The organism is Enterobacter sp. K16B (assembly GCF_020216105.1).
Classification (GTDB): domain Bacteria; phylum Pseudomonadota; class Gammaproteobacteria; order Enterobacterales; family Enterobacteriaceae; genus Enterobacter; species Enterobacter sichuanensis.
The window spans coordinates 1-13193 of record NZ_JAIWJZ010000069.1 but is presented as its reverse complement, the minus strand read 5'-3'; the positions used below and the strand labels follow the sequence as shown (position 1 = coordinate 13193).

15 protein-coding genes are annotated in these 13193 nt (G+C 56.9%); 8 read left to right on the top strand and 7 right to left on the bottom strand.

Translation table 11 applies throughout. The features are described 5' to 3' along the window. Positions 1–155: 155 nt before the first annotated feature. Both LDK53_RS13905 and LDK53_RS13900 read right to left on the bottom strand, forming a co-directional pair. Positions 156–455, bottom strand: coding sequence for a helix-turn-helix domain-containing protein (locus LDK53_RS13905; protein ID WP_025759525.1), 300 nt, complete (start codon positions 453–455; stop codon positions 156–158). Further along, a complete protein-coding gene (locus LDK53_RS13900) occupies positions 443–805 on the bottom strand; it encodes a type II toxin-antitoxin system RelE/ParE family toxin (RefSeq protein WP_045286105.1) in 363 nt (120 codons plus the stop codon). The genes LDK53_RS13905 and LDK53_RS13900 overlap by 13 nt, the downstream gene beginning before the upstream one ends. Before the next feature lie 203 nt (positions 806–1008). Between LDK53_RS13900 and LDK53_RS13895 the strand changes: the two genes are divergently transcribed. The 4 genes from LDK53_RS13895 to LDK53_RS13880 all read left to right on the top strand — a co-directional run bounded on the left by LDK53_RS13895 (position 1009) and on the right by LDK53_RS13880 (position 5470). After that, positions 1009–2247, top strand: a complete 1239-nt coding sequence (locus LDK53_RS13895) for an MFS transporter (protein ID WP_059386514.1) — start codon at positions 1009–1011, stop codon at positions 2245–2247. A gap of 15 nt (positions 2248–2262) precedes the next feature. Next, positions 2263–3288 carry a sugar phosphate isomerase/epimerase family protein gene (locus LDK53_RS13890; protein ID WP_225287401.1) on the top strand — a complete coding sequence of 342 codons (1026 nt, stop codon included), beginning with the start codon at positions 2263–2265 and terminating at the stop codon, positions 3286–3288. Then, positions 3281–4423: a Gfo/Idh/MocA family protein gene (locus LDK53_RS13885; protein WP_225287400.1), complete on the top strand. Its 1143-nt coding sequence runs from the start codon at positions 3281–3283 to the stop codon at positions 4421–4423. Before LDK53_RS13890 ends, LDK53_RS13885 begins: the two co-directional genes overlap by 8 nt. A 75-nt stretch (positions 4424–4498) precedes the next feature. Continuing rightward, positions 4499–5470 carry a LacI family DNA-binding transcriptional regulator gene (locus tag LDK53_RS13880; protein ID WP_225287399.1) on the top strand — a complete coding sequence of 324 codons (972 nt, stop codon included), beginning with the start codon at positions 4499–4501 and terminating at the stop codon, positions 5468–5470. Here LDK53_RS13880 and LDK53_RS13875 read toward each other — a convergent pair whose 3' ends face one another. Together LDK53_RS13875 and LDK53_RS13870 are read right to left on the bottom strand one after the other, a co-directional pair. After that, positions 5471–6715, bottom strand: a complete 1245-nt coding sequence (locus LDK53_RS13875; RefSeq protein ID WP_025759530.1) for a mechanosensitive ion channel family protein — start codon at positions 6713–6715, stop codon at positions 5471–5473. 64 nt (positions 6716–6779) lie between these two features. After that, a complete protein-coding gene (locus LDK53_RS13870) occupies positions 6780–8216 on the bottom strand; it encodes an MFS transporter (protein ID WP_225287398.1) in 1437 nt (478 codons plus the stop codon). 107 nt (positions 8217–8323) lie between these two features. Here LDK53_RS13870 and LDK53_RS13865 point away from each other — a divergent pair, with 107 nt between their 5' ends. Both LDK53_RS13865 and LDK53_RS13860 read left to right on the top strand, forming a co-directional pair. Beyond that, positions 8324–9193 carry a helix-turn-helix transcriptional regulator gene (locus LDK53_RS13865; RefSeq protein WP_225287397.1) on the top strand — a complete coding sequence of 290 codons (870 nt, stop codon included), beginning with the start codon at positions 8324–8326 and terminating at the stop codon, positions 9191–9193. A 152-nt stretch (positions 9194–9345) separates the two neighbouring features. Then, positions 9346–9948 carry a hypothetical protein gene (locus LDK53_RS13860; protein WP_045286098.1) on the top strand — a complete coding sequence of 201 codons (603 nt, stop codon included), beginning with the start codon at positions 9346–9348 and terminating at the stop codon, positions 9946–9948. Between the two features lie 27 nt (positions 9949–9975). On the opposite strand, the gene nfsB is transcribed toward LDK53_RS13860, so the two are convergent. The 3 genes from nfsB to LDK53_RS13845 form a co-directional block, all read right to left on the bottom strand. Then, a complete protein-coding gene (nfsB, locus tag LDK53_RS13855) occupies positions 9976–10629 on the bottom strand; it encodes an oxygen-insensitive NAD(P)H nitroreductase (RefSeq protein WP_045286097.1) in 654 nt (217 codons plus the stop codon). Between the two features lie 120 nt (positions 10630–10749). After that, positions 10750–11118: an MmcQ/YjbR family DNA-binding protein gene (locus tag LDK53_RS13850; RefSeq protein WP_025759537.1), complete on the bottom strand. Its 369-nt coding sequence runs from the start codon at positions 11116–11118 to the stop codon at positions 10750–10752. Further along, on the bottom strand, positions 11108–11698 hold the full coding sequence (locus LDK53_RS13845; RefSeq protein ID WP_059386507.1) for a TetR/AcrR family transcriptional regulator: 591 nt from the start codon (positions 11696–11698) through the stop codon (positions 11108–11110). The genes LDK53_RS13850 and LDK53_RS13845 overlap by 11 nt, the downstream gene beginning before the upstream one ends. Positions 11699–11888: 190 nt before the next feature. Here LDK53_RS13845 and LDK53_RS13840 point away from each other — a divergent pair, with 190 nt between their 5' ends. Further along, a complete protein-coding gene (locus LDK53_RS13840) occupies positions 11889–12992 on the top strand; it encodes an MBL fold metallo-hydrolase (protein ID WP_225287396.1) in 1104 nt (367 codons plus the stop codon). 32 nt (positions 12993–13024) lie between these two features. Continuing rightward, on the top strand, positions 13025–13193 hold a 169-nt coding region (locus tag LDK53_RS13835), incomplete at its 3' end, for an AraC family transcriptional regulator (protein ID WP_225287402.1).

Here is a 13193-nt window from a genome sequence, read left to right as displayed (position 1 = left end):
CCCTCTCCCTGTGGGAGAGGGCCGGAGTGAGGGCACCAGGCCGCACCTGCCCTCACGCCCGGTGGCGCTACGCTTACCGGGCCTACATGTTCCGGGCCGTTATTATTTTGTAGACCGGATCAGCGAAGCCGTCAGCCGGTCTGCAACGTGCAATATCAAATCTGAAACGCTATCCGTTTCCCATTCGGTAACGTGACATCAATGCTCAGTTCACCGCCGAGGGCACTGACATAGCGTTTGAGTGTTGAAAGCCGGGGATCGTTACCCGGCTGTTCGATTTTCGCTACAGTGGGTTGTTTTACCCCCATTGCGTTGGCCAGTTCCGTCTGCGAAACATTGAGCTCTTCCCGCAATTGATTCAGGGCAACAATTCTGCGCATCACTTCAACTTTAGCCGCAATACGCTCCTGACTTTCCGCGCTCTGTTGTGCCATAAGTTCTTTTAGCGTTGCCATATGGCCTCCTTATCAGCCAGATGTCTGCTGTACTCAACGTCAGCCAGCGTAATCATTTCTTTATAAAACCGTTTTTGGTTACAACCGGTTTTGTCTCCTGCACAGAGCACAATCGCTTTACGGTCAGGATCAAAAGCAAAAAAGGCCCTGATGGGTTTGCCCGCATGCTGAATGCGTAACTCTTTCATATTCGCATAGGCTGAAGCCTTTACGGTGTCTACATATGGCCGCCCAAGCGTTGGGCCAAACTCAGCAAGGATATGCATCATCGCCAGCACATCTTCTTTCAATGCTGTTGTTTGTTCAAAGAACCATTCATCAAATCTGTCCGTTGTCTCGACGTTCCACATCGTTTCTCCTGTTGCTTCCTCGCCGTTTTATTTTATAGCCTATTAGCTATAATGGCAATCAAACGCCTCGTTTTGATATACAGCACCTTTATCGTGACCCCTCTCCCAAATCTTCTACGATCCACAGGATCTTTGTTTTGTAATCGATTACTTTTTACCTGAACTGTTTTGTAATCGATTACTTTTTGAGGGTGGGGCTCGTCATGGTGTCAACAACTGAAAGTAGTGGAAAGGCGATAGCACAGCACCGGCTGCTGGTGCCGCGGCTGTCGCTGATGATGTTTCTGCAGTTTTTTATCTGGGGCAGCTGGTCGGTCACGCTGGGTCTGGTGATGACTCAGCACAACATGTCTTTACTGATTGGTGATGCGTTCTCCGCCGGGCCAATCGCCTCTATTCTGTCGCCGTTTGTGCTTGGCATGCTGGTGGATCGCTTCTTTGCCTCGCAAAAGGTCATGGCGGTGATGCATCTCGCCGGGGCGGCGATCTTGTGGTTTGTGCCGGGCGCGCTGATTGCTGAAAACGGTGCGCTGCTGATCGGCCTGCTGTTTGGCTACACGCTCTGCTACATGCCAACCCTTGCGCTGACCAACAACATTGCGTTTCACAGCCTGGCAAACGTCGATAAAACCTTCCCGGTGGTTCGCGTATTCGGCACTATCGGCTGGATAGCGGCGGGGATATTTATTGGCGTTACCGGTGTGGCGGCAAGCGTCACCATCTTCCAGGTGGCGGCGGCCAGCTCCGTGCTGCTGGCCCTCTATAGCCTGACGTTGCCGCACACGCCAGCCCCCGCTAAAGGGCTGCCGGTTAAGGTGCGCGATCTGTTCTGCGCGGATGCCTTCGCGCTGCTTAAAACCCGTCACTTCTTCGTCTTTTCCGTCTGCGCGATGCTGATTTCCGTGCCGCTCGGTACCTACTACGCCTATACCGCGTCTTATCTGGCAGACGCAGGGATTGCAGATGTCAGCACTGCGATGTCGTTCGGGCAGATGTCGGAGATCGTCTTTATGCTGGTGATCCCGCTGCTGTTCCGCCGCCTGGGCGTGAAAGTTATGCTGCTGATCGGCATGCTGGCGTGGTTCGTGCGTTACGCCATGTTTGCCCTCGGTGTGAGCGAAGAGGGACGTTTCCTGCTGTACATTGGCATTCTGCTGCATGGCGTGTGCTATGACTTCTTCTTTGTGGTGGGCTTTATCTACACCGACCGCGTGGCGGGCGAAAAAGTAAAAGGCCAGGCGCAGAGCATGATTGTGATGTTCACCTACGGTATCGGGATGCTGCTCGGCTCGCAGATTTCCGGGGCGCTCTACAACCACCTGGTGGCGGGTCATACCGTGCCGCAGGCGTGGGTGACATTCTGGTGGATCCCGGCGGTGGCCGCCGCGGCGATCGCGCTTATTTTCCTTCTCACGTTCAGGTATGACGATGACAAGGCGTAACGTTCTGGAGGTGGTATGAGGACGATGAAAGGACCCGGTATTTTTCTGTCGCAGTTTATTGGCGAAGAGGCTCCGTTTAACGCGCTCGACGGCCTGGCAGGGTGGGCGGCAGATAAAGGCTATAAAGCGGTGCAGATCCCCTGCAATCATCCGCATATTTTTGATGTAGAGAAAGCCGCAGAGAGCCAGGCCTACTGCGATGACGTCACCGCTAAGCTGGCCGCACACGGGCTTGTCATCAGCGAGCTGTCGACCCATCTTGAAGGGCAGCTTGTGGCGGTTAACCCGGCTTACAACGACGCGTTTGACCATTTCGCGCCCGCGTCCGTACGCGGTAACGATGCGGCCCGTCGGGCGTGGGCCACGGAGAAACTGAAGCAGGCGGCGATCGCCTCCGCCAGACTGGGCCTGAAAGCGCACGCAACGTTCTCCGGCTCGCTGGCCTGGCCGTTTTTTTACCCGTGGCCGCCGCATAACGAGCAGCGTTTCCAGGAGGCGTTCGCGGCGCTGGCAGCCCGCTGGCGACCGATTCTGGATACCTTCGATGAACAGGGCGTAGACGTCTGTTTTGAGCTGCATCCGGGGGAAGATCTGCACGACGGGGTGACGTTTGAGCGTTTTCTGGCGCTGGTGGATAACCACCCGCGCTGCAACATTCTCTACGACCCGAGCCATATGCTGCTGCAGCAGATGGACTACCTGGCTTTTATCGACATCTATCACGCGCGCATCAAAGCATTCCACGTGAAGGATGCCGAATACCGCGCCAGCGCGCGGAGCGGGGTGTATGGCGGCTATCAGCCGTGGATCAACCGTGCCGGTCGCTTCCGTTCGCTGGGCGACGGGCAGATCGACTTCAGGGGCATTTTCAGCAAACTGACGCAGTACGACTACGACGGCTGGGCGGTACTGGAGTGGGAGTGCTGCCTGAAGGATGGCGATACCGGTGCCCGCGAAGGCAGCGAGTTTATCCGCCGCCACATTATCCCGGTTTCCGGGCGCGCGTTTGACGATTTCGCGGCAGGAGGCAGCCATGATTAACGTCGGCATTATCGGCAGCGGGTTTATCGGCCCGGCGCATATCGAGGCGCTCAGGCGCCTGGGTTTTGTGCAGGTCGTCGCGCTGTGCGACAGCTCGCTGGCGCAGGCGCAGGAAAAAGCGCGTCGGCTTAACGTCCCGCACGCCTACGGCAGCGTGGATGCGTTACTCGCACATCCCGATCTGCACGTGGTGCACAACTGCACGCCAAATCACCTGCACGCAGAGATTAACCGCCAGATCCTGCGCGCGGGAAAGCACGTATTCTCCGAGAAGCCGCTGTGCATGACCCCGGACGAGGCCCGCGAGCTGGTGGTGCTGGCAGAGCAGGTGGGTGTGGTACACGGCGTCAGCTTTGTCTATCGCCAGTTTGCGATGGTGCGACAGGCCGCGAGCATGCTGCGCGCGGGCAGCGTCGGACGGGTGTTTGCCGCGCACGGCAGCTATCTGCAGGACTGGATGCTGCTCGAAACCGACTACAACTGGCGGGTGGATGCCGCGCTGGGCGGGGCGTCGCGCGCGGTGGCGGATATCGGCTCCCACTGGTGCGACACGGTGCAGTTTGTCACCGGCCGCCGCATCACCGAGGTGATGGCCGACCTCGCTATCGTCTGGCCGACGCGCAAGGCTAGCGTGGCCGGAAATCAGACCTTCGTGCACGAGGAGCACGCCCGCTATGAGGACAAGCCGGTCACCACCGAAGACTTCGGCTCGGTGCTGTTCCGCTTTGACGACGGCAGCAAGGGCAGCTTTAGCGTCTCGCAGGTGAGCGCCGGGCGCAAAAACCGCCTGACGTTTGAGATCAACGGCAGCGAGCGGTCGGTGGCGTGGGATCAGGAGAGCCCTCAGCAGTTGTGGATAGGCCATCGCGCACAGGCAAACCAGACGCTCAGCGACGATCCAAGCCTGATGAACCCAGACGTGGCCGACAGCGCCCATTTCCCCGGCGGGCATATTGAAGGCTGGCCGGATGCCTTCAAAAACATGATGGCGCAGTTCTACCGTGCCGTGCAGACGGGCGCAATGCCGGAACGGCCTGCGTTTGCCACCTTCCATGATGGCGCGAATGTGATGTATATCATTGATGCAATAGTAAAAAGCCACCAGCAACAGCGCTGGGTTCGCGTGGCGCAATGACGTGTTGCCCGGTTCGCCGGGCAACAAATTTATGGTAGCCTGCACAAAACGCTAACCGCAGGATGTGTCGTCGCTATGTCAATTCAGAAAATCGCTCAGCTGGCCGGGGTCTCCGTGGCGACGGTTTCCCGGGTGCTCAACAACAGCGATACCGTGAAAGCAAAAAACCGCGATCGCGTCCTGCAGGCGATTAAAGAGAGTAACTACCAGCCCAATCTGCTGGCGCGCCAGCTGCGCACGGCACGCAGCTATATGATCCTGGTGATGGTCTCGAACATTGCCAACCCGTTCTGCGCCGAGGTGGTGAAAGGCATCGAAGAAGAGGCCGAGAAAAACGGCTACCGCATTCTGCTCTGCAACTCTGGCTCTGATATCGAACGCTCCCGCTCGGGCCTGAGCCTGCTTTCCGGCAAAATCGTCGACGGCATTATCACTATGGACGCCTTTTCGAAGCTACCGGAACTGGCCGCGCTGATAGGTTCTGCCCCCTGGGTGCAGTGCGCCGAATACGCCGATGCCGGGACGGTTTCCTGCGTGGGGATTAACGACGTCGATGCGTCGCAGCACGCCGTCAGCCAGCTTGCTGAAGGTGGCCGCAAGCGCATTGCCATGATCAACCACGACCTCAGCTATAAATACGCCCGGCTGCGCGAGCGCGGCTACAAGAGCGTGATCCACCTTAAAGACCTGGCGTATCAGGCGGTTGAGTACGCAAGCGATCTCAGCTCCCGCGCCGGAATGGCCGCCATGCAAAATCTGCTGAAGGAAAACCCGCCGGACGCGGTATTTGCCGTTTCCGACACCCTGGCGGCAGGGGCCTTGCGCGCTATTCAGCAGGCAGGGCTGCGCGTGCCGGAGGATATTGCAGTGGTCGGTTTTGACGGCACCGAGCTGGCGGACATGATTTCGCTGACGACCATCGAACAGCCGTCGCGCAATATCGGGCGCAAGGCGGTCGATCTGCTCTTAAATAAGATCGACAACCCGGATGCGCCCACGGAAAGAGTGATGTTGGACTGGCGCTTTATTTCCCGCGCCAGCACCTGATTATCTGGCAACAGCGCCTGCCAGCGAGCGAATATCGTTCCCGGTCGGCGACTGGTGAATACGCAGACCAAATTCATCCACCACCGCGAAAATATGGTCGAAGATGTCGGCCTGAATCTCTTCATATTCTGCCCAGACCACCGTATTGGTGAAGGCATATATTTCAATCGGCAGGCCGTTAGCATCCGGCGCCAGTTGGCGCACCATTAATGTCATATCTTTACGAATCCGCGGATGGTTGCGCAGATATTCATTCAGGTAAGCGCGGAAGGTGCCGATATTGGTCATCTTGCGCAGGTTTAATATCGATTCCCCTTCACCGTTCTGCTGATTCCACAGGTTAATCTCCTCATGACGCGCGGCCAGATAGGGCTTCAGCAGCTTCGCCTGAATGAGTCTCTGCTGCTCCTGCTCGTCGAGAAAATGAATGCTGGTGGTATCAATATTCAGGCTGCGCTTAATGCGTCGCCCGCCGGAGGCGGACATGCCGCTCCAGTTGATAAAGGCGTCGGAAACCAGCGCCCACGTCGGAATGGTCGTAATCGTATTATCGAAATTGCGCACCTTAACGGTGGTCAGCCCGATGTCCGTCACCGTGCCATTGGCACCGTATTTCGGCATCTCCAGCCAGTCGCCGAGCTTGAGCATGTCGTTGGCCGAGAGCTGAATACCCGCCACCAGGCCCAGGATAGGATCCTTAAACACCAGCATTAATACCGCCGCCATGGCCCCCAGACCGCTGATCAGAATCGCCGGAGACTGGCCGATGAGCAGGGAGATAATTAAGATCCCCACCAGAATGGCGCTCACCAGCTTGATGCCCTGGAAGATCCCCTTCAGCGGCAGTTGCGACGCGGTGGCCATTTTCTGCGACAGATTGAAAATCACGTCCAGCAGCGAGAAGAAGGCGAGGAGGGCATACACCATCACCCACAGCTTTGCGCAGGTGGTTAATATTTCCGCCGCTTCGCTGCCTTTTTGCAGCCACAGTACCGCCTGGACGTTAACGATTATCCCCTGAAGGGTAAAGGCCAGACGGTGAAATAATTTATTCTGGGTGATGATCTGCAGCCACAAATGGCTACTGGCCTGCGCGCGCTTCTCAAAGGCCCGCAAGACAACTTTGTGCAGAATAAAATGTATGATAATGGCGGTAAGAAAAATAATACCAAAGATGATGACTAATGATGTGGTGGGGGTTATTTCGATCCCTAACTCTTCTACCTGAGCAATTAATTCCTGCATAACGTCTCCTGTATTGATGCAGCCCCATAATGGCGGCTGCGGATCTATTATGCAAATTCGCGGCTTATTTGGTGGCCTGGCAGGTTTTCACCACGGGCAGAGACAGGCGATGGCGCATACGTAACGTTGCCAGCCCCAGAACGATCATCATGACGGTTTCCACAGCCAGGAAGACATTAATCGCCTGGGTGTAATCCCCGTGATGGTGTTGCAGCGCGTGCAGCAAAATCGCCCCAAAAATGGCCGGACCCAGCCCCAGCGCGGCCTGCTGTAACGTGCTCAAAATGGCGCTCGCCGCCCCCGCATCGTCAGGCTGAATATCGCGCATCCCGATGCGGTAGAAACTGTTCACAATCAGCGCCTGCCCGTAGCCCACCAGACCGGTGGCGGGCGCCAGCGTCAGCGCGGTGTTATTCATACCCCACAGGTGGAACGTCGCCATCAGCGCCAGCAGGCCGGTAATCTGGATCGCCAGACCCGTCAGCAGAATGGTGCTGGTGCTGTAGCGGGCAATCAGGCGCGGCGCGAACCACGCGGAAATAAAGTAGGTCACGCCCAGGGCGATAAAGCTGTTTCCCGATTGCCACGGCGCCATCCCCAGACCGGTTTGCATGGTGAGCGCCATACAGAACATAAACCCGGACCAGACGCTGAAAAAGAGCATCGCAATCAGGACGCCAAAGCGAACGCTGCGAAGCGAAAGCAGGCGCGGCGGGATCAGCGGATGGGCATTCTCACGCTCCTTCTTACGGGCATTCAATACCATCAGATAGCCCAGCGGGAGGATGGCAAACAGTGCGGCCTTCAGCGGCCAGGACCAGTGCCACTGGGGGCCAAGCGCCATCGGGAACAGCAGGCTGCAGAGAATGACCGCCAGCAGGACAGTGCCCGTCCAGTCAATGCGCGATGGCGTTTCACGACGGGTTTCCGGCACGAAGCGGTGGCTCAGCGCCAGCACCACCAGACAAATCGGGACGTTGATAAAGAAGGCGTTACGCCAACCCAGCCCGGCGATATCCGCCGACACCAGCCAGCCGCCGCCCATCTGCCCGACGATAAACGCAATCCCGCCGATACCGCCAAACAGGCTGATGGCTTTGGCGTGGGCGGTGCCTTTCAGCGTGACGTGCAGCGTGGCAAGAATTTGCGGCATGATAAGCGCAGCCCCCGCGCCCTGGACAATGCGCGCCGCCAGCAGTTGTTCAATGTTCCCTGCCATCCCGCACAGCAGCGAGGCCAGGCCAAAGCCTGCCACACCCCACATAAACAGACGACGGCGGCCAAAGTTATCCCCGAGCTTGCTGCCGAGGGCGAGGCAGACGGCAAAGGCCACGCCGTAGAGGGCGACAATCAGCTCCAGCTCGGTGGCGGTCGCATGCAGTGAATGGGTGATGGCGTCCAGCGCCACATTGGTGATTGAGGTATCTATCATCGGCAGCATCTGGCCGGTTAACAGCAATATCAGGCCCGCGCGACCCGGTGAAACTACTGACGTATTCATGGTAACTCCATTGCGTCATTCAACAGATAGTCGTAGCATCAACCATCTGATAAACGGGTACCAGTTCTTACTTATACTGGTACTGGCACTACCATGCAGGGGGATTTATGGCCTTGATGTCTGAACCCGTCGCCTCACATCAGGATGACACCCGAAAACAGCTGGGGGCATTTTTACGAGCCCGTCGTGAAAGTCTCGATCCACAGCGTCTTGGCCTGCCGCGCAGCGGTCGACGCCGTACGCCGGGTCTGCGCCGGGAAGAGGTGGCAATGCTCGCGGACGTGGGGGTGACCTGGTACACCTGGCTGGAGCAGGGGCGGGACGTCAATCCCTCCAGCGCGGTGATGGCCGCTATCGCAAAAGCGCTGCAGTGTACCCCAACCGAAGCCCGGCACCTGTTTGTGCTGGCAGGGCTGCCGCCGGGTGAAGCGCCGCAGGCGGTCTGCTGCGAGGGTATCAGTGAAGGCACGCGCCGCCTGCTGGATACGCTGATGCCGAAACCCGCCAGCATTCAGAAACCGAACTTCGACATCGTGGCGTGGAATGACAGCTTCGGACATCTGATGGGCGTCGATTTCAATGACATTCCGCCGGAAGACCGCAACTGCATCTACCTGTTTCTCACCCATCCGGCGTGGCGCGCACGTCTTGGCAGACGCGACGATGTGCTGCCCATCTTTGTCTCCTACTTCCGCGCGGCGATGGCCGAACACCGGGGCGATCCGCTGTGGGAGGCCAAACTGGCGCGCTTCTTTGCGGTGTCTGAGGAGTTTAAAACGTTGTGGCACCAGCGCAACGACGTGCGCGGCGTAGAGAACCAGCTCAAGTTGTTTACCCATCCGGAGCTGGGGGACTTTACGCTGCAGCAGATGTACTGGTACTCCGCGCCGCGAAACGGGTCACGGCTGCTGGTGTATCTGCCGGTGGATGAGGCGGGGGTGCGGGCAATGGAATGGCTGGCGGCGCAGGGTAAGTAAGTTTTTTGCGAGAGGCTTTCAGGGAATAAGATCCGAATCTGCTAAGTGGAGGAGTCAGGTGTAATGTGGGGGTTAACTTAAACCAATCGACTGAATCGACATCATTTCGATGAGGTGTTAAGTCGTCTATACTCACGCCATGAGAAACCACCATGTCGCCACTGATGATTGATTCCGCAGATTTTAGCCAAAAATTAGGCCTTATCTCCCGAAACGTCGAACATACTGAAGCGTTTCTTGCGCGAGGCACGGTGGATTTTCATCTGCCCGGATTTATGCTGCCTGAGGGATATCGCCTGTTAAAATCGCGCTACGGCGATGAATACCGTCTCGTAACCACCGACGACGGAAAACCTTATACCGCGTATGCGGTGAAGTTAACGTTCCATAAAGAAATTACGTTTCCTCACGGCGCAGCGACACAGGTTATGGTCTGGCGTACGCCGCGCGCTGTCCATCAGCGTGTCATCAGTGGATTACCACAATCCTTCTTTCAATGGGTGTTAAGCGAATACGACATTGTTGTGTCTGACAGTGAGCAAACCGGAGACGGTCAGCGGTTTTGGTTACGCATGATCGACTGGGCGTTCAGCATGAATTATCGGATAAGCGTGGCGGACGGTACGGTAGGAGAAGAGTGGCATTTAACACCGGTGAGTTCATACGCCGAGCTGGAAGAGCGCTGGATTGCGTTTGCCTGGGGATACGATCGCGATGTCCATCCACATCGCAGGTTAGTCATCAGTAAAGCGTAACGGGCCGCATAGCGCGGCCCGTGTTAATTAGCACTCTGTCACAATCGTGCTCAGCGGCAGGCGAGATTTTGGCAGCGTGGCGTTGAAATCTTCCACGCTGTGGTGTCCAACCGGCACCACCACCAGGCTGGTGAAGCCTTTTTCTTTCAGACCAAACTCTTCGTCGAGTATCGCCGCGTCGAAACCTTCAATCGGTACCGCGTCCAGGCCCAGCGCAGCCACGCCCAGCAGGAAGTTACCGACGTTCAGGTAAACCTGTTTCGCCATCCACTGGTCGTCATCTTTCAGATCCACGCGGTGCATATCGGCAAAGTAGTGACGGCCTTTGTTATTGGCTGCTTTCGCTTCCGGCGTGGCAAAGCGACCATCAGCCTCTTCCTGATCCACAACGCGTTCCAGCCAGGCGTCATCCATCGCGGTTTTCGCGCAGAACACCACCACGTGAGAAGCATCGAGCATTTTGCGTTCGTTGAACACATAGGTACCCGCGGCAGATTTCGCTACGCGCGCTTTTCCTTCCTCGGTGCTGGCCACAATAAAATGCCACGGCTGGGAGTTGGTGCTGGACGGGCTGTACTGAAGCAGGGTTTTGATTTTTTCCGCTTCTTCAGCGGTCAGTTTTTTGGCTGGGTCGAACGCCTTGGTGGAGTGGCGTTTCAGGGCGACAGAAATGATATCCATAACAACTCCTGGTGATGAAATTCGCCCGCGTGCGGGCGCGAAAGATGAGCAGATTACAGCGGGACGTGGAAAAAGATAAGTGCAATTCGAGCGCTTAATCTGTTCGTCTCAGACGAACAATCAGGCCGGCCTGATCCACTTCTGGTCTTTTTTCGGCAGTTTATCCACCACCAGATGCCAGGAATCCGTAATCAGGTCGGTCACCAGTTCTGGCGTGACGTCATCCGTACCGTAGAGGGAGATCCAGTGCTTTTTGTTGAGGTGATAGCCCGGTTCAACGCCGCGATAGATCTGCTGATTTAACAGCGATTTTTCCGGGTCTGACTTCAGGCTGACGTGCGGCCGCCCGTGCGCGACTGCCACAATCATGAAAATTTTTCCGCCCACTTTAAACACGTCAAATTCTGGCCCAAACGGCCAGCAGTGTTCGGTAAAGGGCAACTCCAGCGCCACGCGTTTGGCGTGCTCCTGCAAGGATTTACTCTCCATCGCTCTCTTCCTGGGCAAGCCCGCGCCACATCACCTCAAAGCCGAGCGCTTTAAATTCGACGGCGCGGGAAGGATCGCGGGTGGCAAATTCCATCGTGGATTCGGCCAGCGATAAGAACAGCGCATCGCCGAACGTTTTGAACTCATCAGACATAAACACCTGACGCACCGAGCGACGGCAAAGTTCATGCAGCTCCGGGAACATCTCTTTCACCGCCTGTTCCGTTTCGGCGCTCAGCTTTTCACTGACGCCAATCTGGCGGATAGCCGCATGGGCAACCGGGTTACGAATTCCCCAGTCCACATAGCTGTTCCAGATATTGCGGGTATGTTCCTTTGGCAGCGTGATGGTGCGATCGAGGTTCGCCAGCATGGTCTGGCAGAGATCCTGCTTCAGATGCAGATAGAGGGCATTCAGCAGATCGTCTTTTGTAGCAAAGTAGCGGAACAGGGTGCCTTCGGCGACACCCGCCTTACGGGCAATGAGCGCCGTTGAGGCGGCAATACCTGACTGTGCAAATGCCACCGTTGCGGCTTCCAGTAAGGCCTGTTTTTTATCTTCACTCTTCGGACGTGCCACTAAATTTTTCCCCCTGTCAATGATAAAAACCCTGATTGAAACACGTGCTTTGACCCGCTGCAACGCGGAATGTCAAAGATCGAAAACGTCTTGACGACTTTCTCATCACATCTATAATGAGTGCTTACTCACTCATAATCAAGTTTACCCTGCGCAAACTATCGGATGGGGCGCGTTTTCGGGTCAGGATATGAAAAAACCTCTCTTCATCTGCGTGGTGTTAATCATGATTTTAGCTTCAGCTGCGAGTTTACCGTGTGTTCTGAATGCCGGATTTGGCCAGCCGCCGCAGGGTGAGCAACTGACGGCAGTGGAGGCCTCCCCCCAGTATCGTGAGGGGAAATTCCACAACACGCTGCCGACGCCGGGGTATAACGGCGACAAAAATATGCTGGTGGCGATGTGGGATTTCCTGACCAAAAAAACCGAAAACGCACGCCCGGCCCGGCCGCTGCCGCTGGTAAAAACCGACCTTGCGAGCCTGCCGCTGGAGCAGGACACCCTAGTGTGGCTTGGCCACTCCTCGTGGTACCTGCAGCTGGCGGGCAAACGCATTTTGATTGACCCGGTACTCGGCAACTATGCCGCACCGTTCTCGTTCCTCAATAAAGCGTTTGCCGGCGAGTATCCGTGGCGGGCAGAAAGCATGCCGGAGATCGACCTGCTGATTATTTCGCACGATCACTACGATCATCTGGATTACGCCACCATCAGGGCGTTACTGCCGAAGGTGAAGCGCGTGGTCACGCCGCTGGGCGTCGGTTCCCACCTGCGTTACTGGGGAATGAACCCCGAGATTATCGACGAGCGCGACTGGAACCAGTCGGTGCGCATCAGCGATGAGCTGACGGTGCATGTTCTGCCGGCGCGTCACTTCTCCGGGCGGGGTATCAAACGCGATCGCACCCTGTGGGGCAGCTTTATGTTCGTCACGCCGGAACAGAAGGTTTACTACAGCGGTGATTCCGGTTACGGCCCGCACTTTAAGGCCATCGGCGAGCAGTTTGGCGAGGTTGACCTGGCCATCATGGAAAACGGCCAGTACGACCAGGACTGGAAGTACATCCACATGCTGCCGGAGGAGACAGCGCAGGCGTCGGCGGATCTTGGCGCCAAAGCCGTGGTGCCCGGACATAACGGACGCTTCGTGCTGGCGAAACACGCCTGGAATGACCCGCTGATCCAGCTGGCCAACGCCAGCAAGGATCAAAATTATCGGCTGCTGACACCGGAACTGGGCGAGCCCGTCCGGGTGAGTGACACCACGCAAACATTCCGTACGTGGTGGGAATAATGTTTAAGCGAGAAGCAGAGGGGGAGAGCAGTATGACCATTTCCGCTCAAGTCATCGACACTATCGTCGAATGGATCGACGACAACCTGCATCAGCCATTACGTATAGAAGAGATTGCCCGTCACGCGGGCTACTCGAAATGGCATCTGCAGCGGTTGTTTATGCAGTACAAAGGGGAGAGTCTGGGACGCTATATCCGTG